The following is a 22392-nucleotide window of genomic DNA, read 5'->3' as shown; positions in this document are numbered from 1 at the left end:
CTTTCGTCGCCGGACTTCTCATACCGTATGGTTTGGCGTGGCTTTGCGGACGCGTTATGCAAAGATCTCGTATCGTGTTTTTGGGTGTTCTTTGGGTACTGGCGCTCCTCGTATTCCTGTCTAATCTCAACCTGCGCTACGAGTGCCCCACCTGCTATTGAGGATGTCGCCCGTCATTTTAGGATCGGTCAGCACGGCTCTCGCCACCGGAACCATATTCGGCTAGATCACGTCGCTGGAGACCTGACATGGCTGAACTCGACACCCGAAAAACCATCGTGCTGACCGGCGCCAGCCGCGGCATCGGCCACGCCACGGTCAAGCGCTTTTCGCGCGAAGGCTGGCGCGTCATCACCTGTTCGAGGCAGGCTTTTGCTGAGGATTGCCCGTGGCCGGCCGGGCCGGAAGACCACATCAAGGTCGATCTCGCCGACCAGGAAGATGTCGGCATCGCGGTGTCGGAAATCCGCCACCGGCTGGAGGCGCATGGCGGCCAGCTGCATGCGTTGGTCAACAATGCCGGCATTTCGCCGAAGCTCAAGGACGGCAACAGCCGGATGGACTCGATCGACACGCCAATGCATGTCTGGCGCGATGTGTTCCAGGTCAATTTCTTCGCGCCGATCATGCTGGCGCGCGGCCTGTTTAAGGAATTGGCGGCGGCCAAGGGCTCGATCGTCAACGTCACTTCGATCGCCGGCACGCGTGTGCATCCTTTCGCCGGCACCGCCTATGCGACATCGAAGGCGGCACTCGGCTCGCTGACGCGCGAGATGGCGCATGATTTCGGCCCGCACGGCATTCGCGTCAACGCTATTGCGCCGGGCGAGATCGACACCGCGATCCTGTCGCCGGGCACGGACAAGATCGTCGAGACGATCCCGCTCAGGCGCCTTGGTACCACGGCGGAAGTCGCCGACATCATCTTCTTCCTGTGTTCGCAGCAGGCGTCCTACGTGACCGGCTCGGAAATCCACATCAATGGCGGCCAGCACGTGTGAGCGGGTCGATTTCTTTGTTTTGACGCCATTCCGGACGGAAAACCGCTTCACACTTTTCCTGGAATTGCTCCAACTCATCCGGTTATGGTGAGAACAGCCTTGCCGCTGATGCTGCGCTGTCGCAGTGCGTCGAGGGCCTGGGCGACGTCTGTCCACGGGACGGTCAAGACCACGCGCGTTTCGAGCCGACCCGCCGCGACCATAGCGAGCAGCGAGGCGATATCCGCGCCAATGCCTGAACCGGAAGCGTAATACGCGAAAGAATGAAGCCTCGCCCCCTCGTGACCCGGAACGAACTGGCGGAATCCAATGGGCGTGAGTTCGCCGCTGCTCGAGCCGAACATGACGATTGTCCCGCCAGGTGCGACGCGTTCGATCGCGTGTGCGAGGCTTTCGCCGCCGACTGATTCAGTGATCAGTGAAAACAGCCCTTCAGCCCGCTCGATCGACTCGACCACCTGCCCGGCTCCAAGGTTGCGGAGATCCCCTCCGTGTCGGGAGGCGGCGACTGCGGTCACGAACGCGCCCTGCTGGTGGGCGATCTGGACCTGGAAACGACCGACCGCACCGCTTGCGCCGGTGATCAGGACCTGCTGGTCGGCCAGGTCACCTCCATGGCGCAGGGTCCTGAGCGCCGTCGTGCCCGAGACCGGAAGCGTGGCGGCGGAGGCGAAGCTGACGTGATCCGGCAGGATGGCGAGACGGTCGGTTGAAACGGCGACACGTTCGGCCCAGCCGGCCTGGTCAACCAAAGCCGCAACCCGGGCGCTCGCGGCTGGCCCGGAGCCATCGGCTGCCGAGCGTTCGACAACCCCGACGATATCCTGGCCGGGTATCCAGCCGGCTGGACGTATGGCGAGCAGGCGCAGTTCACCCCGGTTCAACGAAGTTGCGTGGACCGACACAAGCGCCTCGTTCGAGGCCGGTTGAGGCTCGTCGAGCTCTGAGAGTTTCAGCCGGGTGGCGCTATCTGGAGAGATGACCAGGGCGAGCATAGTTCATACCTCATTGCTGCGTGGTGGACGCATAGCCTTTCGGGGGCGGCTGCCTATGCCTTGGTCTTGCCGGTTGGCAGACGCGGCCGTTTGAAGAACCTGTACCCGCGCTCAGGCGGGCTCATTCGCAAGCCGAAACCTATCGACTTTCCCACTTGAATAATTTAGCTATCAACGCAATCGATCGCTAAAAACAGTCAATCATGAGACAGCCTCTTCGCTACCCCTGGCTCGATTTCGATGTGGATGTGCTTTCCGAGCCGGCGATCGCCGTGCGCGTCGACGTCACCGAGACCAGGGCCGAGGTCCCCTCCCATTGGCACCGCAAAGGCCAGCTTGTCTTCGCGCTCGGTGGCGGCGTCACCTGCCGCGTTCCCAGCGGCCTGTGGATGGTGCCGCCGCATTGCGGGGTGTGGATTCCCGGCAGTATGGAGCACAGCAATATCGCCACCGCCAACGCCCGGATTTTCTTCGTGTACATCGAGCCGGGAGCCGCCGATCTGCCGGACCGGTGCTGCACGCTGTCGATCTCGCCGCTGCTGCGCGAACTGATCGTCGAGCTGGCCGATCACGGGCAGGACGACGATTCACGGAAAGCCGTGCTGACCACGGTTCTGCTCAGCGAACTGCCGCGCATGCCTGTCCAGCAGCTGCATATGCCGATATCGTCAGAGCCGCGCTTGAGGCGGATCGTCGATGCCTTGGCCGAGAATCCTGCCGACCGCAGCAATCTGGCCGAATGGGCCAGGCGTGTCGCTCTCAGCGAGAGCAGCCTGGCTCGCCTGGTGGTGAGAGAGACTGGCCTGAGCTTCGGACGCTGGCGCCAGCAACTGCATCTGATCGTCGCGATACGGGAACTGGCCTCGGGCGCAAGCGTGCAGCAGGTTTCGGCAGATATCGGCTATGAGTCCGTCACGGCCTTCATCACCATGTTCAAGAAGGCGCTGGGCAAGCCGCCTGCACAGTATCTCAGCAGCGTTGCGCAGAATGGCGGCTCAGCATTCGTTGCGTGATCAATTCGATTGAGGGCGGACGCTCGAAGTCGACAGATGCAATCTGTCGCCGGCCATCGGTCAGTCGCGAACCGTAATCGTTCTGGATCGGCTCAGGCAGCGGACGGTTCAGAGGCCTCGGGTGGCTTGTGCCCAAGCACCTCTTCGACGATGCCGCGGGCGATCTCGCGCTCGCCCATGATGACCGTGTCGGCGCCGAGCCCCTTGAGATGCTCGACCTCGGCGTCGGAATGGGCGCGGGCGATGACGTTGATGCCGGGGTTGGCGGCCCGCGCCCGCAGCACGATCTGGCCGGCCTCGAAGGCATTGGGGATGGCCAGGATCAGCCGCTTGGCGCCTTCAGGATTGGCGGCGGCGAACACTTCGGCATTCGCCGCATTGCCGGACACGGTCTCGATGCCGTCGGCCTTCAGCCTGGCCAGCGTCTTGTCGGCATCTTCGATGACGAGGAAGGGCAGGGCGGCCTCTTTCAGCGCCGCGCCGACGAGGCTGCCGACACGGCCATAGCCGATCAGGATGGCGTGGTTGGCGAGAATTGTCCTGGGCGGCGGCCCATCTTCCCTGTTGGTCGTCGCCGCGACCGAGGCCACCTGACCGGGTTCCGTCGCCGGACCGAGCGGCTTTGTCTCGACTGGCGGCGCCGTTCTGGCGGCGCGGGCTTCAAGCCATGGTTTCATCCAGTCGATGGCCAGGAACATCAGCGGATTGAGGACGATCGACAGGATGGCGCCGGCCAGGATCAGGTCACGGCCCTGTTCGGGCAATAGTTTCAGCCCGACACCGAGTTCGGCCAGGATGAAGGARAATTCGCCGATCTGGGCCAGACTTGCCGAAATCATCAGCGCCGTGGCCAGCGGATAGCCAAAGGCAATGACGATGACGAATGCCGCCAGCGATTTGCCGATGACGATGATGGCGAGCGTCGCTAGGATCGGCCAGCCATTGCTGATCAGGCTGAACGGGTCGAACAGCATGCCAACCGAGACGAAGAACAGCACGGAAAAGGCATCGCGCAGCGGAAGCGATTCCTCGGCGGCGCGATGGCTGAGCTCCGACTCGCTCATGATCATGCCGGCAAAGAAGGCGCCCAACGCCAGCGAAACCCCGAACAGCTTGGCCGCGCCAAAGGCGACGCCAAGCGCAATGGCCAGCACGGCGAGCCGGAACAGTTCGCGCGAGCCGGTGTGGGCGACATAGTGGAGGATCCAGGGGATGACCCGGCGGCCGACGACCAGCATGACGACGACGAAGGCGGCGACCTTGGCCAGCGTGATACCAACGACGCCCCAGATGCCGTAGCTGGCCGGCAGCGACAGCAGGCCGCTCACATGGGTGTCCGCCTGCTCCTGGCCGCCGAGCACGCCGGCAAGAGCCGGCAGCAGCACCAGCGCCAGCACCATGGCCAGGTCCTCGACGATCAGCCAGCCGACGGCGATGCGGCCGCGCTCGGTCTCGATCATCCGCCGCTCTTGCAAGGCGCGCAGCAGAACCACGGTCGAGGCGACCGAAAGTGCCAGGCCGAAAACCAGGCCCGCGCCCATCGACCAGCCGAGCATCCAGGACAGCCCGGCGCCGAGCGCGGTGGCAAAGCCGATCTGGACGATGGCGCCGGGCACGGCGATGGCGCGCACCGACAGCAAATCCTTCAGCGAGAAGTGCAGGCCGACGCCGAACATTAGCAGGATGACGCCGATTTCGGCGAGCTCATTGGCAAGGCCGGCATCGGCGACGAAGCCGGGCGTGTTCGGCCCGACCAGCACGCCAGCTACGAGATAGCCGACCAGTGGCGGAATGCGGAAGCGGTTGGCGAGAGCCCCGAAGACGAAAGCCAGCCCCAGACCGGCGACGATGGTGGCGATAAGGGGCGTGTCATGCGGCATTGTCTATGGAGCGCCTTTCAAACCAGAAATGTCGGATGTGCGCCGCCCGAAGCCGCCGCCTGTTTGCAATATGGTGGAAGGGGTGTCGACGATGCAACCCGCAAGCGCGCGAAATCGACGGCGAGAGGCGCAGAAAACAAATAGCCGTCAGAATTCACGCAGATCAAGTCACCACCTGATCGAAAAGGGCAGCGATTTTGCTGCCCTACATGGGTTTTGGTAAGGGTGGCTTTAATCTACCAAATTGGTAGAATTTAGAAAAAACTGTTTTGCGATATTTTCCGTCGGGCGCTAAAAGAGGCGCAAATCAAGGCCTGCGGCAGCAGCTTGAATCCGCCCCATGTGCCAACGAGGAATATTATTCTCTTGGCCGACAGGCTTTCAGAAAAGCGATTGCATCCCGACAAGCGATGCGCGAGTGCGTTCCTTCTGGTTTTTCGCGCCCGCGCGTAGAACTGCAGGCCTGTTCAGGGTTACGCTCGCGTCCATGTCGCACACAACTCCCAAGCTCAATGCCTTCCCCGTCTTCCTGCGGGTCGAAGGGCAGACCGTGGCCATCGTCGGCGGTGGTGACGAGGCGCTGGCCAAGGCGCGGCTGATCGGGCAGTCGAGCGCGGCCCTGCGCATCATTGCGGAACACGCCGAGCCCGACCTGTTGGCCTTCATCGCTCAGGCTGGCGCGAACCATGTGGCCGCCACGTACGACGTGTCGCAGCTCGAAGGCGCGGTCATGGTGTTTGCCGCCAGCGGCGACGACGAACTCGACCGCCGCGTGGCTGGGGACGCGCGCCGTCTGGGGATCCCGGTCAATGCCGTCGACCGGCCGGAGCTCTGCGATTTCTTCACCCCGGCGGTGGTCAACCGCGCGCCGGTCGCCATCGCCATCGGTACGGAAGGGGCGGGACCGGTGCTTGCCCAGATGCTGCGCAGCCGCATCGACCAGCTGCTGTCGCCGTCGCTTGGCCCGCTGGCAACGCTTGCCGCGTCGTTTCGCGGTGCTGCCGAGAAACTGCTGCCGAAAGGCAACGCCCGTCGACGCTTCTGGAGCGACTTTTTCGGCGGCGCGCCTGCCCATGCCGTGGACGCAGGCCAGCTGTCGCAGGCGCATGACGCCGCCGTCGATCTTCTGCTTTCAAACACGCCACCTTCGGGCCATATCGCGCTCGTCGGTGCCGGTCCGGGAGCCGAGGATCTTTTGACCTTGCGCGCCCACCGCCTGCTGATGGAAGCCGATGTCATTGTCCATGACGCGCTGGTGGCGGAAGCGGTCGTCGCCATGGGACGTCGCGATGCCGAGCGCCTGCCGGTCGGCAAACGCAAGGGCTGCCACACCAAGAGCCAGGCCGAGATCAATGCGCTCCTGGTCGAGCTTGGGCGCCAAGGCAAGCGTGTCGTGCGGCTGAAGTCGGGCGATCCGCTGGTGTTCGGTCGGGCCGGCGAGGAGATGGCAGCACTGCGTGATGCCGGCATCGCCTATGAGGTGGTTCCGGGTGTTACCGCAGCCTTCGCCGCCGCCGCCGATTTCGAGTTGCCGCTGACCTTGCGCGGCGTTTCCTCGTCGATGGTGTTCACGACCGGACATGACCTCAAGGGCAATTCGCTGCCCGACTGGGCCAAGCTTGCCATTTCGGGGGCGACCGTCGCCGTCTATATGGGCCGCTCGGTGGCGGCCGAAGTTGCCGGCCGGCTGATCGAGGCCGGTCTGTCGCCCGACACGGCGGTGGCCGTGGTCGAGAATGCCAGCCTCGCCAATCGCCGACGCTTCCACGGCACGCTTGCCGACCTGCCGTCGCTGGAAGCGCGTGCCGATCTTTCCGGCCCGGTCATGACCATCATCGGCGATGCGGTTGCCGGCGCCAACTTTGAACGGTCCGAACCGCTCGCGGCTCACAGGCATGCAGGCGTGTCCGCAGCTGCCACTGAGAGAGTTCAGCAATGAAGATACTGACCGCTAACCGCCTCAGTGACGGCATTGCCGTCTGGTATGCTGATGGCGGCTGGGCCGAGACGGTAGACCATGCTGACCTTGCGCATGACAAGGCGGCCGAGGATCGCCTGGAGGCGATCGGCGCCAAGGCCTATGCCGCCAACGAAGTGGTCGACGTCAATTTGATCGACGCCGATGTCGTCAACGGCATCGTCGAGCCGGTGCGATTGCGCGAGAAGATTCGCGCCGCCGGCCCCACCATCCGCAACGATCTCGGCAAGCAGGCTGCCAAGCAGGCGACTCGGGCAGCTTAACAAGACACCAGGCATGGGCGGACGCGCCCTGAAAGACGAAGCATGTACCGTTACGATGAGTTCGACCACGATTTTGTCCAGGCCCGCGTCGCCGAGTTCAGCGACCAGGTCCAGCGCCGCCTTGCCGGCGAGATCACCGAGGACCAGTTCCGGCCGCTGAGGTTGATGAACGGCGTCTATCTTCAACTGCACGCCTACATGCTGCGCATCGCGGTGCCCTATGGCACGCTGAACGGGAAGCAGTTGCGCATGCTCGGCCACATCGCCCGCAAATACGACAAGGGCTACGGCCATTTCACCACGCGCCAGAACATCCAGTTCAACTGGCCGGCGCTGTCGGATATTCCGGCGATCCTGGCGGATCTGGCAAGTGTCGAGATGCATGCCATCCAGACCAGTGGCAATTGCATCCGCAATGTCACCGCCGATCATTTCGCAGGCGCTGCCGCCGAYGAGGTYGCYGATCCGCGYCCCTATGCCGARATCCTGCGCCARTGGTCGTCGGTGCAYCCGGAATTCTCGTTCCTGCCGCGCAAGTTCAAGATCGCGGTGACTGGTGCCGAGCGTGACCGCGCCGCCATCCAGACCCATGACATCGGCCTGCACCTGAAGAAGAACGCCGCCGGCGAACTCGGCTTTGCCGTCTATATCGGCGGCGGCCAGGGCCGCACGCCGATGGTGGCCAGGAAGATCCGCGACTTCCTGCCGGAAGCCGACCTTCTGTCCTACTGCACGGCGATCCTGCGCGTTTACAACCTCTATGGGCGCCGCGACAACAAGTACAAGGCGCGCATCAAGATCCTCGTCCACGAGACCGGCGTCGAGGAAATCACCCGCCAGGTCGAGGCCGAGTGGCAGGAATTGAAGGACGCCGAGCTGAAATTGCCGGACGCTGATATCCGCGCCATCCAGGCCTATTTCGCGCCTCCGGCGCTCACCGACCGGCCGGACGGCGACGCAGCGGTTAAGCTGGCGCGCCTCGATTCGAAGAGCTTTTCCGATTGGCTCGACCAGAACGTGGTGACGCACCGCCATCCCGACTATGCGGCGGTGACCATTTCGCTGAAGGGCATCGGCGAGGTGCCGGGCGATGCCTCCGACAGCCAGATGGAAGCAGTCGCCGACATCGCCGAGAAATACGCCTTCGACGAGCTTCGTGTCAGCCATGAGCAGAACCTGATCCTGCCGCATGTGGCGCGCGCCGATCTCAAGGCGGTCCATGACGCACTGGTCGACATCGGGCTGGCGACGGCCAATTCCAACCTGATATCGGACATCATCGCTTGCCCGGGCCTCGACTATTGCGCGCTGGCGACGGCGCGCTCGATCCCGATCGCGCAGGAAATCTCGCGCCGCTTCGCCTCGCTGGAGCGGCAGCGCGAGATCGGCGAACTGAAGCTGAAGATCTCCGGCTGCATCAATGCCTGCGGCCATCACCATGTCGGCCATATCGGCATCCTCGGCGTCGAGAAGAAGGGCTCCGAGCTCTATCAGGTGACGCTGGGCGGCTCGGCCGACGAGAATACTTCGGTCGGCGAGATCATCGGTCGCGGCTTCAGCTCGGAAGAGATCACCGACGCCATCGAGCAGATCGTCGAGACCTATCTCGGCCTTCGGCTCAACCCACAAGAAAAATTCATCGACGCCTACCGCCGAGTCGGTCCCGCGCCGTTCAAGGAGGCGCTCTATGCTGGCGAAGCCAAGGCCGCTTGACCAGATCGTCGACGTCGTCGATGACGGCATAGCTGCGAAAGCGGCGGGGCTCGATGCGCTTTATGGCCATCTGACCCCGCTAGAGATCATCGAACGCTCGGCCCGCGAACTGTTCCACGACGAGATCGCCGCGGTGTCGTCATTCGGCGCGGATTCGGCCGTGCTGCTGCACATGATCTCCAAGATCGACCGGACGCTGCCGGTCATCTTCCTCGACACCGGCAAGCATTTCGAGGAGACGCTCAGCTATCGCGACGCGCTTGCCGCCGATTTCGGGCTGCCCAACATCCGGGTGATCAAGCCCGAAGAAGCAGCGCTCGAACGGATCGACCCGACGGGCAATCTGCACCAGAGCAATACCGACGCCTGCTGCGACGTGCGCAAGGTCGAGCCGCTGGCGCGTGGCGTTGCACCTTTCCGCGCCTGGTTCACTGGCCGCAAGCGCTTCCAGGCCTCGACCCGGGCAACGCTTCCTGTGTTCGAGGCGGTCGGCCCGCGCATCCGCATCAATCCGCTGGCGCACTGGACGACATCGGACCAGGCGGACTACATGCGCGCGCATGCGCTGCGCGAAAATCCGCTGGTCGCCTATGGCTATCTGTCGATCGGCTGCTTCCCGTGCACGCAGCCGGTGCAGCCCGGCGAGGACGCGCGCAGCGGCCGCTGGGCCGGTCATGCCAAGACCGAGTGCGGCATTCACCTGTCGGGACTGGAAAAGTCGCTGACCGACGCATCGCTCTAGGGTATGTGATATTCAGGTGATGCCGGCCTGCAAATGGCGGCTTCCTGCGCTTCCGGTGCTCACGTACTTTGGTACGCTCCGCTCCGGTTCTCGGAAGCCACCATTTTCGTCTCGGCCTGACCTGAATTTCAACACCCTGGGATTCTTTGGGCTTTAGGAATTTTTGATGACCGAACCGACCACACCGGAGACCCGCCTCTGGACCCCGACGGGTTTTCGCGAGGACGAGTGGGCTCATGCCGAAGGCGCGGACGCGCTGTCCGGCAATGGCCGCTTCATCCTGCCGCTGCAGGCGTTCCTCGCTCTCGACCCGGAGGTGCGCCGGTCCGCCAGGGAGCGGCTCGGTGTCGCGCTGCAGCCCGGCGACCAGCTCGAGAAGATCGCTGATCTGCTCGACCAATTGTCGCTGGTGGCGCTGGCCTTCCCGGCCTTCAGCGATGGCCGTTCCTTCTCCAAGGGCGAATTGCTGCGCAGCCGCTATCATTTCGAGGGTGCGGTGCGCGCCACCGGCCAGGTGCTGGTCGACCAGTTGCCGCATATGCTGCGGCTCGGCTTCGACGAATTCGAGATATCTAACCCGGTGCTGTTGAAACGGCTGGAAGAGGGCCGCACCGGCGGGTTGGGGCTCTACTACCAGCCAACTGCCATGCCGGAGCCCAGGGGACCAAAGTATTCCTGGCGGCGCGTTCGCGTCAGCTGACGCAGCGGTAATTCCGCGTGCCTTTACAACGCCTCTGACAGGGCCTTCTCTTGGCCGTCCGGACGGAAACATCCGCCGGGTGTCCGGGAGGAGATCATGGATTTCGACTATGTCATTGCCGGTGGCGGGTCCGCCGGCTGCACGCTTGCCGCGCGGCTCTCCGAAGATCCATCGAAAAAGGTATGCCTGATCGAAGCCGGCGGCGAGGGTACAAACCTGCTCATCCGCGCGCCGGCAGGCGTCATAGCGTTGTTGCCGGGCCGGCCGAAGATCAACAACTGGGCCTTCGAGACGGTGCCGCAGCCAGAGCTTGGCGGCCGCAAGGGGTACCAGCCGCGCGGCAAGGCGCTGGGTGGCTCGAGCGCCATCAATGCCATGCTCTACACACGCGGGCACCGCAGCGACTATGACGAATGGGCCAATCTCGGCTGTGACGGCTGGTCATGGGGCGAGGTGCTGCCTTATTTCCGGCGTGCGGAAGGCAATCAGCGTGGTGCGGATGCCTTGCACGGTGGCGAGGGACCATTGCGGGTCGCCGAGCAGCAGGAGCCGCGTGCGCTCTCCAAGGCCTTTGTCGAGGCCTGTGGCGAAAACCAGGTCCGGCGCAACGATGATTTCAACGGCGTCGAACAGGAAGGGGCCGGACTTTATCAGGTCACGCAATTCTGGGGCGAACGCCGCAATGGCGAGCGCTGTTCGGCAGCCGCCGCCTATCTACACCCGGCCATGAGCCGGCCAAACCTCACCGTTGTCACCGGAGCGCACGCCACGGGTATCGTCCTTGAAGGCAAGCGGGCTGCCGGCGTGCGTTATCGCGCTGGCAAGAATGAAGCCGTTGCGAAAGCCAGGCGCGAGGTCATCGTCTGCGCCGGTGCCTTCGGCTCGCCGCAGCTCTTGATGCTGTCCGGGATCGGCCCGGCTGTCGAGCTTGCAGCCCACGGAATTCCGATCGTCCATGAACTGCCCGGCGTCGGCAAGAACCTGCAGGACCATCTTGATTTCATCATGGGCTGGAAATCGAAGAATACCGACATGATGGGCATTGGCCTGCGCGGTCTGCCTGGACTGCTGCGGCATCTGCGGCGCTGGCGCAGGGATGGCGGCGGCATGATCGCCACGCCCTACGCGGAGGGCGGCGCCTTCCTCAAATCCGACCCGGCGATCCACCGTCCCGATCTGCAACTGCATTTCTGCATCGCCATCGTCGATGATCATGGCCGCAAACTGCATATGGGTTATGGTTTTTCCTGCCACGTCTGCGTGCTGCGGCCGCATTCGCGCGGCGAGGTCGGGCTGTCGGCGCGCGACCCGCTGGCGCCACCGCGAATCGATCCGCGTTTTCTGTCCGACAAACGCGACGCCGAACTGTTGCTCAGGGGTGTCAGAATGATGCGCGGCATATTGGAGGCGCCGGCGCTGGCCAAATACCGCGCCAAGGAAATCTACACCGCCGGCGTATCGAGTGATGCCGAGCTGATGACCCATATCCGAGCCCGCGCCGATACGATCTATCACCCGGCGGGCACCTGCAAGATGGGCATCGACGACATGGCGGTGGTCGATCCGCAGCTCCGCGTGCGCGGCATACGGGCCTTGCGGGTGGTCGACGCCTCGGTGATGCCGACGCTGATCGGCGGCAACACCAATGCACCGACCATCATGATCGCCGAAAAGGCGGCGGACATGATCAAGGCGGTGGCCTGAAGGAGTTCTGGTCGAACCAGTGTTGCTAATTTCGCCTGTTTTGAAGCGATCTATGGCGATGCCATCCCCGGCCGACGGGAACTGGTCTTACCAACGGGGGATTTGTGCTTTCCCTTTCGCCTTCCTGCCCTTAGGATAGGTCCATTATTTCATCATCCGAAATAAATGTGGCCACAAGGGAGGAACCGGGAATGGCTGGCAAGAAGATATTGATGCTCGTTGGCGAGTTCAGCGAGGAGTACGAGATTTTCGTCTTTGAACAGGCCATGCATGCCGTTGGCCATACGGTGCATGTCGTGTGCCCCGACAAGAAGGCCGGCGACATCCTGAAGACGTCGCTGCACGACTTCGAAGGCCACCAGACCTATACGGAAAAGCTCGGCCACGACTACATCCTCAACAAGACCTTCGCCGAGGTGAAGCCGGACGACTATGATGCCGTGTATGCGGCGGGCGGGCGCGGGCCGGAATACATCCGCATCGACAACCGGGTGCAGGGGCTGGTGCGGCATTTCCATGAGGCCGGCAAGCCGATCTTCACCATCTGCCACGGCGTGCAGATCCTGATCGCCGTCGACGGCGTGGTGCGGGGCCGGGAAGTCGCAGCGCTTCACTATTGCGAGCCGGAGGTGACGCTGGCCGGCGGCATCTACATCGACGTCGCGCCGACCGGCGCCCATGTCGACGGCAATCTTGTTTCAGCCAAGGGCTGGCCGGGCCTGTCCAATTTCATCCGCGAATGCCTGAAGGTGCTGGGCACCGAGATCCGCCATGGCGAGATCCTGATGCGCGAAGAGCGTCAGGCGGCCTGACCCGCCGGGCAATTCCAGGAAAAGGGTGAAAGGTTTTCCGTCCGGAATTGCGTCAAGACAAATCCAGGATTTGCCAAATGCCGCCGCGCCGTATGGTGCGGCGGTCTCTTTATGCCGCCAGCGCCTCGCGGAACGACACCAGCTTGCGGCGGTTCTCGTCCCACAACGCCAGTTTGACGCAGCGCAGGCTGTCGAGCAGCGTGACGCGACCGATGCCGCGCAGTTCCGGATAATCCCGCAGCACTTCCTGCAACCGGTAGCCCGGCACCTTGGCGGAGAGGTGGTGGACGTGGTGGACGCCGATATTTCCGGTGAACCAGTTCAGCACCGGCGGCAGGTCGTAGTAGGACGATCCGTGCAAGGCGGCGTGTTGGAATTCCCAGTCCGCATCCTTTTCCCATTCCGTCTCCTCGAACTGGTGCTGGACGTAGAACAGCCAGATGCCCGCCGAACCGGCAAGGATGACGATCGGGAGATGGACAACCAGGAACGCGCCGGGGCCGACGAACCAGATGAGGATAGCCGCCGCAACCGCGATGCCAAGATTGGTGGTCATTGACGACACCCAAGGCGTCAGGCCGCCACGCATCATGCCGACAGGCAGCCTTTGCTCGAAGATGAACAGCCAGATCGGTCCCAGCCCGAACATCACCAGCGGGTGACGATAGAGACGGTAGGCGAGACGGCCCCGCCATGACAATTGCCGGTATTCGGCAACGGTCAACGTCCTGATGTCGCCCATGCCGCGCTCGTCAAGATTGCCAGCGCTGGCATGATGGGTCGCGTGGGCGCGCCGCCAGCAGTCGTAGGGCGTCAGCGTCAGGATGCCGAGCGCGCGGCCGATCCAGTCGTCGGCATAACGATTGGCGAAGAAGGAACCATGGCCGCAGTCGTGCTGGATCATGAAGATGCGCACCAGAAACCCGGCCGCCGGAAGAATGAGGACCAGACCCCACCAATGACCGTAGGAGTAGGCGGCCGAAGAGAGCGCCCAGAGCGTGACGAAGGGAATAAGGGTGATGGCGAGTTCGAGCGCGCTGCGGCGCCTATCCGGCTTCTTGTAGCGTGCCAGAATCTTCAGCCAGGCGCGCTTGCTGTTGGCAGCCGCCTCAGGGGAAATCATGTTCATCAGGAATCATAGGCGGGGTGTCCCGCCACCGCAAGACAGGGATCACGCAAAATTACTGTGCGTAATTGTCGCGTGGCACGGCGGTCGACCCGGTCAGTCCCAACTTGACCCAGTCGACGATTCACCCTGGAGCGCCGGGTTTTTCTGCTTTGGGGCGATCACTACTCCCGATCGAGGATGGGGCAGCCGCGCTCGGTTCCAAAAGTCACGCGCACGCGGTCGCCATACTGTCTGCCCCGGACGGTGATCTCGCGGCGGCCGATGGACTCTATCCTTGCCCGGCGAATGCCCATCCGTTCCGCCTTGTCGAGAGCCCGGTCTTCCGTGCAGCCTCGTGAGTGGCGACGGTCGCGCCAGTCGTCGCTGCGGACATCGCAATCGTCGTAGTTGGGATCGCAATCTGGCAGGAGCTTCAGCCGCGGGCCATGTTTGCCCAATTCCAGCTGCAGGCTCTCTGCCTGTGACGGAAAGGCCACCAATGCAACGGCGCCAAGGCCGACAAGCGCCGACAGCAATGAGGTGGTCGAAACCTTGCGCACTACGTCCTCCATGTGAATCATAACGCATCCATCACTAGATGGTTCGGCTCTCTCAGGCTATTGCCGATGGAGGGTTGTTGCCAGATCGATCGTTGCGCTTACTGCCGGCGCCAGCCGGCGTCGCTGTCCTCCACCCCGTCGAGGCGATCGAGCAGCTCCCTGAGGCGGTCGGGAATGTCGGTCTCGGTGCGGAAGGCCGGCAAGGTACGCAGAAAGCGCGTCACCGCCTCGGCACCGAACTGGCGCCTGACCTCGGTGGCCAACCGTTCTCCCTTTTCGCCTTTGTTGCGGGTCATAATCTCAAAATCCTGTGTCAGCTTCGAAACTCCTCCAGCAGGGGAATGGTTCCCGCACCACGCCTTTGTGGCAAGCAAAGCCGTCATTTAAGGTAAAGCTTGAATTAAGATCGAAAGACCGTGCCGTTCGTTGCCCCGCCCTGGTCAAGGGCCTCTACCATCGCTTACCCCTTGATTTTTGGCCGCCAAACCTCGATATCGGGCTCAAAATCCATATCATTCGAGATTGACGGGAAACGGCGATGAGCGACCAGGCAAAAGACGAACGCGCGCCCGATGAAGTCGAGGCGACCGAGGCCAATGCCGAGCGCACGGAAGGCAGCATCGATGGCGACTATGAAGCCCTTGTGCGGCTGCTGAAGGAAAATGAGGATCTGAAGGACCGCGCGCTGCGCGTCGCGGCCGAGATGGAAAACCTGCGCCGCCGCACCGCGCGCGACGTGCACGACGCGCGCACTTACGCGGTGGCGAATTTCGCGCGCGACATGCTGTCGGTGTCGGACAATCTGCGCCGTGCGCTCGACGCCATCCCGGCTGAAGCCAAGGCATCCGGGGACGCCGGCTTCAAGGCGCTGATCGAAGGCGTCGACCTCACCGAGCGCGCCATGCTGTCGGCGCTGGAACGGCACGGGGTCAAGAAACTCACGCCTGAAGGCGAGAAGTTCGATCCCAATTTCCACCAGGCGATGTTTGAAGTGCCCAATCCGGATGTCCCTGCCAACACCGTGGTCCAGGTCGTCCAGCCGGGCTATTCGATCGGCGAGCGGGTGCTGCGCCCGGCCATGGTCGGCGTCGCCAAGGGTGGCCCGAAGTTTGCCGCGGAAGCCCCAGTCGAGCCTGGGCCTGTCAATGAGCAGGCCGAGAAGGATGCCTGACGAGAGCGAGTAGCGAATAGGGGGTAGCGAGTAGGAAATAGTTGATAGCGGCCAAGTGGCTTCGTGCTATTCCCTATTCGCTACTCCCTTCTTGCTATTCGCTCACTCATGAACCCCATCGCTCTTCTCGACTATGCCGGCGTCGCCGTCTTTGCCGCGACCGGGGCGCTTGCTGCTTCACGCAAGCAGCTCGACATTATCGGTTTCCTGTTCCTGGCCAGCGTCACCGGCATCGGCGGCGGCACGTTTCGCGACCTGATCCTCAACGTGCCGGTGTTCTGGGTGGGAAACCGGGACTACCTGCTGATCTGCGCGGTGGTGGCGGTGGTGGTGTTCTTCACCGCACACCGTGTCGAATCCCGTTACAAGCTGCTGCTCTGGCTCGACGCAATCGGCCTTGCCGCGTTTTCCGTGATGGGCGCGGCCAAGGGGCTCGCCATCACCGGCTCGCCGGCGGTGTCGGTGATCACCGGCATGCTTACCGCTACATTCGGCGGTATCCTGCGTGATCTTCTGGCCGGGGAGCCTTCGGTGCTGCTGAAGCCCGAAATCTATGTCACGGCCGCGCTCGTCGGCGCTGCCATCTTTACAGCAGGCGATGTGGCTGGCTTACCGCAGATTGTCTCAGGATGGGCCGGCTTCGCCGCGGCGTTCGCCGTGCGCGGCGGCGCGCTTCGCTTCGGCTGGGCGTTTCCGCCCTACAAGAGCCGGCCCGGCCGGCGACCGGAAGATATTCCGTGAAAAGAGGGAATAGCGAATAGGGAGTAGCGAATAGCGGTTGTTGCCGCGCAACTCCGGCCACGACGTCCTATTCGCTATTCGGCTGTTCACGCAGCGAAGCGCTGGGCTTCCCCGCCATAGTAGTTGACGTAGCGGGCGCCGATTTCCTTGACCGGCATCACGACGAACACGTCGACCGTTGAGAATTCGCGGTCGATGACGCAGCCATCGCCGATGCGGGCGCCGACGCGCAGATAGCCCTTGACCAGCGGCGGCATCGCCGCGATCGCCGCCTTGGCATTGACCGCCTCGATCGGCATCAGATCCATCGAACAGTAGCGCCCGGACACCGCGCGCACGTCCCAGGCCGAATTCGTCCGGCAGTGGTGGGCGAGATAGGTAAGCGCCTCGGCATGCGCCGCCGGCACAGTGCCGTGGAAGGACGCGCAACCGGTCATCACACCGATTTCGTAGTGGTTGATATAGGCCCAGATACCTTGCCACAGCGCCTCGATGGTGCGCTTCGAACGATATTCAGGCAAAACGCAGGAGCGGCCGAGCTCGAGAAAACGCTGACCGGGGTGACGGGCGATAAGCTTGGTCAGCTCGAATTCACCTTCGGAATAGAAGCCTCCAGCGGCGGCCGCGATTTCTTGCCGCAGCAGGCGATAGGTGCCGACGATACGTCGATGTTCGGGGCCGGAAAGCGAAGTATCGAAGACGAGCAGATGGTCGCAGAGCGGATCGAACCGGTCGGCGTCACGGCGATCCGGCGCCTGGAACAAATCCTTCCTGGCGCCGAGTTCATCGTAGAACACCCGGTAGCGGACTTCCTGCGCGGTCGCGATCTCGGCCTCGTTGCGGGCGAGCCGCACTTCGAGATTACCGATACGGCCGAGTGCTGCGCCCTTTATGACGGAATCGACGTTACGTCCGGCAAGCAAGGCGCTGCTGGCGTTCGGCCGAGTGTCACATTCCGGCATAACTGTATGCACGAGGATTCTCCTTCGAGCCATCCCTCTTGGCACGGGGATACGGTGTAGGTGCAACAGGATTGTGACAGTACCGTGATACGACGTCGTGGGCAATACTTCGTCGGCTGGCGAATACGGTCAACCGGCTACGTTACGCCTGCGGGCGGGGTGGATGGGCTGTCGAAGTTCCTGACCTTCGGCTCGCGATCATGCCCCTAGGCCGCGACCTGTCCCTCGACGGCATTGACCAGCGCGTCAGGGTCGAGTGGCTTGGTAACGAAGCCGCTGGCGCCATGGGCAAGCACCGCATGGCGGGTCTTTTCCTGGCTATCAGCCGACAGCACCATGATCGGCACCGGCGGCACGGCGGTTTCCTCCTCGTAGCGGCGGATGGCAGCAATCGCGTCCAGCCCGTCCATGACCGGCATGTGAAGGTCCATCAGAACCACGTCGAAGCGATGGTTGTGCCCGGCGCCGGTGACAGCCTCGACGGCGGCCTTGCCGTTGCCGACCACCTTGACGCGATGCCCGGCCTTCAGCAGCGTGGCGCGGGCAAGCATGGCGTTGATGTCATTGTCCTCGGCGATCAGCACCGACAGTCCCCGTTGGCGGCTGCCGACGGCACGAGGCGAGGGTGCGTGGCGGTTTTCCGGCTGCGGCTGGGCGAGGGCGGGAGCATTGCTGCTCAACAGCACACGCAGAAGCGTTCCGCCACGCACCGGCCTGGCAAGGAAGGTCGCGTAGCCGCTGGCGCGGAATTCGCCAAGCATGCCGCGGTCGGTAGGTGCGATCAGCGTAATGGCCTCGCAGTCGACGAAACCGCTCTGGCGCAGGCGCTTGAGCAGCCTTCCATCGCTCGCTTCCATCGCCGCGTCGACCAGGAGCATATCGCAGCCGTCGGCGAAGGGCGCGGCCTGCGCGACGGTGATGGCGACATCGACCGCGCCGCCATTGGCGCGGATGGTGCGGGCGATGGCATCGGCCTCGACGGCATTTTTCGACAGGATCACGGCGCGCTTGCCCGAGAGCGCGTTCTGCCGGCCCTGCGGCGCTTCGGTGGCCGATATTGCCGGGATTTCAAAGACGAACTCGGATCCCTGACCGAGCCGGCTCGATACTGAAATCGTGCCGCCCATGGCGGCCACCAGGCGTTTGGAGATGGCGAGGCCGAGGCCGGCCCCGCCATGCGTGCGCGTCGACGTGCCGTCGGCCTGCTCGAACTCCTCGAAAATGCGCTCCAGGTCGTCTTCGTGCAGACCTGGACCGGTGTCGGCGATAGTGAAGCAGATGCGGTCGGTGGTTTCAGTGCGCGCGCGTGCGATGCTCACCAATACACCGCCGCTGTCGGTGAACTTGATGGCATTGCCGATGAGATTGAGCAGCACCTGCCTGACCTTGCCCGGATCGGCGGTGATCAATTGCGGCACGTCGGGTTCGACATGGCAGCCCAGCCCGATATCCTTGGCGAAGGCGCGGGCAGCCAGCAATTCGACGATGTTGTCGGCGATCTCGCGCACCGACATCGGCTGCGGCTCCGGGTCGAAACGCCCCGCCTCGATCTTGGAGTAATCGAGCAGATCCTCGATCAGGGCGAGCAATGCGCTGGCCGAGGTCGAGACGGCGCCGACATAGGTCTGCTGTTCCGGCGACAGCCTGGTGTCGGCCAGCAACCTGGCCATGCCCATGATGCCGTTCATCGGCGTGCGAATTTCATGGCTGACCGTGGCGAGGAAGCGCGATTTGGCCTGGCTGGCGTATTCGGCCCGCTCGCGAGCGGTGATCAGCGAGGATTCGGCGCGTTTGCGGGCGGTGATGTCGCGCGCGATGGCGCGATGCGAAACGGCGCCGCTGTCCTTGTCGCGCACCGACAGTTCGATCCACGAAAACCAGCGCGGACCGCTCGGCGTGCGGATGGAGACATCGGTGGAACTCAGGCATTCATGATCGGAAAAGGCAGCATCGGGAACGATGCCGACATCGATGCCGAGTTCCGCCAGGGTCTTGCCGGCGAGGTCGCGTTGATCGCTTTCGACGAGGTCGGCGAAGATCTTGTTGGCATAGACGATGTAGCCATCGCGGTCGCGATGAATGACGAGGTCGCCAAGTGCGTCGATCAGGCCGCGAAAGCGCTCCTCGCTCTCCTGCATTTCCCACATGCGGTCGGCCAGCGTCTCGATCTCGGCGCGGCTGCGGGCGGTGGTCTCGTCGAGCAGGACCGCCGTTCGGTGTTCGCTCCGCCTGGCGCGCAGATGCAGGGCAACGCCGGCTAGGCCGACTGCCAGCAATGCGACGCTGATAAAGATCGGTGCTCCGGTCAGATGCGCAAGGCCTGCCAGCACGACGATGGCGGCGAAGGCCAGCAACGGAAGGCCTTCGCGCCCGGCGGGTTCCGGCTCGGGCACCAGCGGCGGCGCGGCGACGAAGCGCCGCGTCGACGTCGGCGCCGCATCGACGTCTTCGCCCGTGTCCACCTGTTGGCTGCCGGATTCCGCGATCATGCGAAACCCTTGCCAGATAGAGATTATGGAAAATTGCGGCGGATCGTTCGAATTTTAGCGGATGAGTGCTTTTCGCCCCGGCGGTGGTGGATTTGCCGGCACACGTGGCAATTCCGTCCGCCTTCTCAGGGCAGTCGAGCGGCTCACATATCCACGACGACGCGCCCGCGGATCTTGCCGTCGACGATGTCATGGGCGGCATCGATGATGCCGTCGAAACCGATGGTCGTCGCCAGGCTGGCAAGCTTCTGCAGATCGAGATCGGTGCCGATGCGCCGCCATGCTTCGAGGCGGACTGCCTTCGGCGCCATCACCGAATCAATGCCCAGCAACGAGACGCCGCGCAGGATGAAGGGGGCGACGCTCGTCGGCAGGTCCATGCCYCCGGCCAGGCCACAGGCGGCGACCGCACCGCCATAGGAGGTCATCGACAGSACGTTGGCCAGCGTGTGGCTGCCGACCGCGTCGACGCCGCCGGCCCARCGCTCCTTGGCCAGCGGCTTGGCCGGCTGGGCAAGCTCGTCACGCGATATCACTTCGGCGGCGCCAAGGTTGATCAAATAGGGACTTTCGGCGTTGCGGCCGGTGCAAGCAACGACATGGTAGCCGAGGCTGGACAGGATCGAGACCGCGACCGAGCCGACCCCGCCGGCCGCCCCCGTCACCACGACCGGGCCGCGATCGGGCAGGATGCCGTGTCGTTCCAGTGCCATGACGCAGAGCATGGCGGTATAGCCGGCGGTGCCGACCGCCATTGCGTCATGCGGGCTCATCTCTTGCGGCAGCGGCACCAGCCAGTCGCCCTTGACGCGGGCGCGGCCGGCGTAGGCGCCGAAGTGGGTTTCGCCGACGCCCCAGCCGTTCAGGATGACCTTGTCGCCGGCGCGCCAGTCAGGATGGGAAGACGAGATGACGGTGCCGGCGAAATCGATGCCCGGCACCAGCGGCCAGCGGCGGATCACCGGCGCCTTGCCAGTGATTGCAAGACCGTCCTTGTAGTTCACCGTCGTCGCCTCGACCGCGATGGTGACATCGCCTTCCATCAGGTCGGCCTCGGTGAGATCGGTCACGGCTACCGACTGCTTTTTCTCGGCGTCACGCGAAACGAGGATGGCTTTGAAGGTTTCGGGCATCTCTTTCTCCGCGATCTTGTTTGGCGACATGGACTGTGCGGCGATGGCCGCACGGGGTCAATCTTTGGAAGACTTGGCATTCGAAGGTCTGGGCTCGCGCCGCCAGCCGAACAGTTCGTCGAAGACGACCAGGGCTGCGCCCACCGAGATGAAGGCATCGGCCAGGTTGAAGACTGCGAAGGACCAGACCGGCGTATGGAACAGGATATAATCGATGACATGGCCGTATATGGCGCGGTCGATGAGATTGCCGAGGGCGCCGCCGACGATCAGAGCAAAGCCGGTGCGGGCAAGGATCTGGGACGGCGCGATCCGCGTCGCCAGGAACAGCACGAAGGCAACGACCGCCAGCGAGATGACAATCAGCCCGGTGTCGCCGAAGGTCGAGAACATCGAGAAGGCGATGCCGGTGTTGTAGGTGCGAAACAGCGCCAGGAACGGCACGAGATCGAGCTTTTCCTGAAAGGGCAGGCCGGTCTCGACCAGATGTTTTATCCACTGGTCGAGCGCTATGGCCGCGACGACGAGCAGCGCGTAGGGGGACCATGATCTCACGGGCGGACAACCTTCATTGCGGGTCCACGATTGGTTCGAGCTTCAGCGCGCCGCGCCGGATCTCGAACAGCATTATGCCGGTGGCAACGGCAAGATTGAGCGAATCGGCGCGGCCAGCCTGCGGAATTCTAAGCAGCCTGTCGCAACTCGCCGCCAGGCTTTCGGGCAGCCCCTGCTGCTCGTTGCCCATCATCAGCAGCACCGGACCGCGGGAAAAGTCGACCGAGCGGTAGTCGACGGCGCCTTTCAGGTGGGTGCCGGCGACAAGGCCTGAAAATCCGCCTCGCCAGGCAAGGAAGGCCTCGGTCGTCGCCTTGGCCACCGGCACGGCAAAGATCGAACCCATGGTGGCGCGCACCGTTTCCACCGAAAAGGGATCGGTGGTGTCGCCGACCAGGATGACACCCTTGGCGCCGACAGCATCGACGGTGCGGATGACGGTGCCGAGATTGCCGGGATCGCGCACCCGGTCGAGCGCCACCCAGACATCGCCATTGTCGGCGCGGATATCCTTCAAGGCCAGGAATTTTTGCGAGAAGACCCCGACCACCATTTGCGGATTGTCGCGGCGGGTGATGGCGACGAGCACCTTTTCCGACACTTCGAGCACCGTGCCACCGGCGGCAACGGTGCGTGCAGCGACCTTCTCCACCGCGGCGTTGCCACGCCCGGCCTTGGCGAAAACCAGTGTCCTGATCTGCCAGCCGAGATCGAGCGCATCGATGACCAGCTTCAGCCCCTCGGCCATGAAGGCATTCTGCTGGTCGCGGAATTTCTTCTGGGCCAGCGCCTTGATGTCCTTGACCAGCGGATTGGCGAGGCTGGTGACTTCCTTCACCTGCCCGGGTGCGCCTGCATGCCGCTCGTTCATT

At 63.6% G+C, this 22392-nt stretch carries 21 protein-coding genes; 11 read left to right on the top strand and 10 right to left on the bottom strand.

Going from position 1 to position 22392, the window contains the following annotated elements; translation table 11 throughout:
• The first annotated feature begins 248 nt into the window (after positions 1-248).
• Positions 249-1001 carry an SDR family NAD(P)-dependent oxidoreductase gene (locus AC1D0I_RS21275; RefSeq protein WP_095199543.1) on the top strand — a complete coding sequence of 251 codons (753 nt, stop codon included), beginning with the start codon at positions 249-251 and terminating at the stop codon, positions 999-1001.
• Positions 1002-1075: 74 nt separating this feature from the next.
• Here AC1D0I_RS21275 and AC1D0I_RS21270 read toward each other — a convergent pair whose 3' ends face one another.
• Positions 1076-1996 (bottom strand): zinc-binding dehydrogenase, encoded by a 921-nt coding sequence (locus AC1D0I_RS21270; RefSeq protein WP_477397506.1) that lies wholly within the window; start codon positions 1994-1996, stop codon positions 1076-1078.
• Between the two features lie 203 nt (positions 1997-2199).
• Between AC1D0I_RS21270 and AC1D0I_RS21265 the strand changes: the two genes are divergently transcribed.
• Positions 2200-3009, top strand: coding sequence for an AraC family transcriptional regulator (locus tag AC1D0I_RS21265; protein WP_477397504.1), 810 nt, complete (start codon positions 2200-2202; stop codon positions 3007-3009).
• 92 nt (positions 3010-3101) lie between these two features.
• Here the strand turns inward: AC1D0I_RS21265 and AC1D0I_RS21260 are convergent, their stop codons facing one another.
• The gene (locus AC1D0I_RS21260) at positions 3102-4889 is read right to left on the bottom strand and encodes a cation:proton antiporter domain-containing protein (RefSeq protein WP_477397502.1); all 1788 of its coding nucleotides are present in this window, start codon (positions 4887-4889) and stop codon (positions 3102-3104) included.
• A gap of 487 nt (positions 4890-5376) precedes the next feature.
• On the opposite strand from AC1D0I_RS21260, the gene cysG reads away from it, so the two are divergent.
• From cysG to AC1D0I_RS21225, 7 genes are all read left to right on the top strand, one after another.
• Positions 5377-6828 (top strand): siroheme synthase CysG, encoded by a 1452-nt coding sequence (cysG, locus tag AC1D0I_RS21255; RefSeq protein WP_477397500.1) that lies wholly within the window; start codon positions 5377-5379, stop codon positions 6826-6828.
• Positions 6825-7130 (top strand): DUF2849 domain-containing protein, encoded by a 306-nt coding sequence (locus tag AC1D0I_RS21250; RefSeq protein ID WP_477397499.1) that lies wholly within the window; start codon positions 6825-6827, stop codon positions 7128-7130. The genes cysG and AC1D0I_RS21250 overlap by 4 nt, the downstream gene beginning before the upstream one ends.
• A 42-nt stretch (positions 7131-7172) precedes the next feature.
• Complete coding sequence (locus tag AC1D0I_RS21245) at positions 7173-8843, top strand: nitrite/sulfite reductase (protein ID WP_477306853.1); 1671 nt, start codon at positions 7173-7175, stop codon at positions 8841-8843.
• The gene (locus AC1D0I_RS21240) at positions 8818-9585 is read left to right on the top strand and encodes a phosphoadenylyl-sulfate reductase (RefSeq protein WP_477306855.1); all 768 of its coding nucleotides are present in this window, start codon (positions 8818-8820) and stop codon (positions 9583-9585) included. Before AC1D0I_RS21245 ends, AC1D0I_RS21240 begins: the two co-directional genes overlap by 26 nt.
• 166 nt (positions 9586-9751) lie before the next feature.
• A complete protein-coding gene (locus AC1D0I_RS21235) occupies positions 9752-10285 on the top strand; it encodes a DUF934 domain-containing protein (protein WP_477397497.1) in 534 nt (177 codons plus the stop codon).
• Positions 10286-10381: 96 nt separating this feature from the next.
• The gene (locus tag AC1D0I_RS21230; protein ID WP_477397495.1) at positions 10382-11989 is read left to right on the top strand and encodes a GMC family oxidoreductase; all 1608 of its coding nucleotides are present in this window, start codon (positions 10382-10384) and stop codon (positions 11987-11989) included.
• 191 nt (positions 11990-12180) lie between these two features.
• The gene (locus tag AC1D0I_RS21225; protein WP_477397493.1) at positions 12181-12801 is read left to right on the top strand and encodes a DJ-1/PfpI family protein; all 621 of its coding nucleotides are present in this window, start codon (positions 12181-12183) and stop codon (positions 12799-12801) included.
• A 109-nt stretch (positions 12802-12910) separates the two neighbouring features.
• Here AC1D0I_RS21225 and AC1D0I_RS21220 read toward each other — a convergent pair whose 3' ends face one another.
• The 3 genes from AC1D0I_RS21220 to AC1D0I_RS21210 form a co-directional block, all read right to left on the bottom strand.
• Entirely contained in the window at positions 12911-13930 is a 1020-nt protein-coding gene (locus tag AC1D0I_RS21220; protein WP_477397491.1) for a fatty acid desaturase, read from the bottom strand.
• Positions 13931-14091: 161 nt separating this feature from the next.
• Positions 14092-14469, bottom strand: a complete 378-nt coding sequence (locus AC1D0I_RS21215) for a hypothetical protein (protein ID WP_457151040.1) — start codon at positions 14467-14469, stop codon at positions 14092-14094.
• Between the two features lie 98 nt (positions 14470-14567).
• Complete coding sequence (locus tag AC1D0I_RS21210) at positions 14568-14768, bottom strand: hypothetical protein (RefSeq protein WP_457151052.1); 201 nt, start codon at positions 14766-14768, stop codon at positions 14568-14570.
• A 239-nt stretch (positions 14769-15007) separates the two neighbouring features.
• On the opposite strand from AC1D0I_RS21210, the gene grpE reads away from it, so the two are divergent.
• Together grpE and AC1D0I_RS21200 are read left to right on the top strand one after the other, a co-directional pair.
• Complete coding sequence (grpE, locus tag AC1D0I_RS21205; RefSeq protein ID WP_457151039.1) at positions 15008-15640, top strand: nucleotide exchange factor GrpE; 633 nt, start codon at positions 15008-15010, stop codon at positions 15638-15640.
• A gap of 108 nt (positions 15641-15748) precedes the next feature.
• Positions 15749-16381: a trimeric intracellular cation channel family protein gene (locus AC1D0I_RS21200; RefSeq protein ID WP_457151038.1), complete on the top strand. Its 633-nt coding sequence runs from the start codon at positions 15749-15751 to the stop codon at positions 16379-16381.
• 86 nt (positions 16382-16467) lie between these two features.
• On the opposite strand, the gene olsB is transcribed toward AC1D0I_RS21200, so the two are convergent.
• The 5 genes from olsB to AC1D0I_RS21175 all read right to left on the bottom strand — a co-directional run bounded on the left by olsB (position 16468) and on the right by AC1D0I_RS21175 (position 22391).
• Entirely contained in the window at positions 16468-17343 is an 876-nt protein-coding gene (olsB, locus tag AC1D0I_RS21195) for a l-ornithine N(alpha)-acyltransferase (RefSeq protein WP_477397554.1), read from the bottom strand.
• Between the two features lie 206 nt (positions 17344-17549).
• Entirely contained in the window at positions 17550-19832 is a 2283-nt protein-coding gene (locus AC1D0I_RS21190) for an ATP-binding protein (RefSeq protein WP_477397489.1), read from the bottom strand.
• Positions 19833-19975: 143 nt separating this feature from the next.
• A complete protein-coding gene (gene acuI / locus AC1D0I_RS21185) occupies positions 19976-20965 on the bottom strand; it encodes an acrylyl-CoA reductase (NADPH) (protein WP_477397487.1) in 990 nt (329 codons plus the stop codon).
• Positions 20966-21022: 57 nt separating this feature from the next.
• A complete protein-coding gene (gene lspA / locus AC1D0I_RS21180) occupies positions 21023-21520 on the bottom strand; it encodes a signal peptidase II (protein WP_457151035.1) in 498 nt (165 codons plus the stop codon).
• 13 nt (positions 21521-21533) lie between these two features.
• Complete coding sequence (locus tag AC1D0I_RS21175; protein WP_477397485.1) at positions 21534-22391, bottom strand: TrmH family RNA methyltransferase; 858 nt, start codon at positions 22389-22391, stop codon at positions 21534-21536.
• Position 22392: the final 1 nt, after the last annotated feature.

This window comes from Mesorhizobium sp. P2_D1 (assembly GCF_056404455.1).
The sequence above is the reverse complement of the archived record's forward strand: the minus strand, read 5'-3'. Positions and strand labels throughout refer to the sequence as shown.

Coding starts and splice junctions, on each gene's coding strand:
- AC1D0I_RS21275 (WP_095199543.1), top strand. CDS start 249: ATGGCTGAACTCGACACCCGAAAAACCATCGTGCTGACCGGCGCCAGC.
- AC1D0I_RS21270 (WP_477397506.1), bottom strand. CDS start 1,996: ATGCTCGCCCTGGTCATCTCTCCAGATAGCGCCACCCGGCTGAAACTC.
- AC1D0I_RS21265 (WP_477397504.1), top strand. CDS start 2,200: ATGAGACAGCCTCTTCGCTACCCCTGGCTCGATTTCGATGTGGATGTG.
- cysG (WP_477397500.1), top strand. CDS start 5,377: ATGTCGCACACAACTCCCAAGCTCAATGCCTTCCCCGTCTTCCTGCGG.
- AC1D0I_RS21250 (WP_477397499.1), top strand. CDS start 6,825: ATGAAGATACTGACCGCTAACCGCCTCAGTGACGGCATTGCCGTCTGG.
- AC1D0I_RS21240 (WP_477306855.1), top strand. CDS start 8,818: ATGCTGGCGAAGCCAAGGCCGCTTGACCAGATCGTCGACGTCGTCGAT.
- AC1D0I_RS21235 (WP_477397497.1), top strand. CDS start 9,752: ATGACCGAACCGACCACACCGGAGACCCGCCTCTGGACCCCGACGGGT.
- AC1D0I_RS21230 (WP_477397495.1), top strand. CDS start 10,382: ATGGATTTCGACTATGTCATTGCCGGTGGCGGGTCCGCCGGCTGCACG.
- AC1D0I_RS21225 (WP_477397493.1), top strand. CDS start 12,181: ATGGCTGGCAAGAAGATATTGATGCTCGTTGGCGAGTTCAGCGAGGAG.
- AC1D0I_RS21220 (WP_477397491.1), bottom strand. CDS start 13,930: ATGAACATGATTTCCCCTGAGGCGGCTGCCAACAGCAAGCGCGCCTGG.
- grpE (WP_457151039.1), top strand. CDS start 15,008: ATGAGCGACCAGGCAAAAGACGAACGCGCGCCCGATGAAGTCGAGGCG.
- AC1D0I_RS21200 (WP_457151038.1), top strand. CDS start 15,749: ATGAACCCCATCGCTCTTCTCGACTATGCCGGCGTCGCCGTCTTTGCC.
- olsB (WP_477397554.1), bottom strand. CDS start 17,343: ATGCCGGAATGTGACACTCGGCCGAACGCCAGCAGCGCCTTGCTTGCC.
- AC1D0I_RS21190 (WP_477397489.1), bottom strand. CDS start 19,832: ATGATCGCGGAATCCGGCAGCCAACAGGTGGACACGGGCGAAGACGTC.
- AC1D0I_RS21175 (WP_477397485.1), bottom strand. CDS start 22,391: ATGAACGAGCGGCATGCAGGCGCACCCGGGCAGGTGAAGGAAGTCACC.